Here is a 370-nt window from a genome sequence, read left to right on the forward strand (position 1 = left end):
GATATTGCTGACCAATTACAACTCCCTCTATAGGCGCTGGATTATTAGCTCCACCTGGTTTATCAGGGTCCCACTCCAGATCCTGCCCGGGACCACGTTCATTCATCGCGTTTATTCGCATTCCATCGGGGTCAAACATCATAATAGGATTATTTGCCACGTAAGCGTAAGGGGATACAAAATTGTACATTTCAGAAAGCTGATCCATGCCATTCCATCTTCCAATTTCAGGCATATACTGTCGCCATCCGTAGTCCAACATTCCGGATTCCGTCTGTAATTCCTTTTCGTTGTATTTATACTGATAGGAAGGGTTTCCTGCCAATGCATTATACCCTTCATGCTTCAAGCCAAACGGATAATAATTGTT

1 protein-coding gene is annotated in these 370 nt (G+C 43.5%); it reads right to left on the reverse strand.

What is annotated here, in order from left to right; genetic code table 11:
- Nucleotides 1-370: RHS repeat domain-containing protein (locus ACPYOJ_RS34770; RefSeq protein ID WP_481420290.1), on the reverse strand; the 370-nt coding region annotated here is incomplete at both ends.

It is taken from the genome of Rhizobium sp. SVR5-9E (assembly GCF_056755095.1).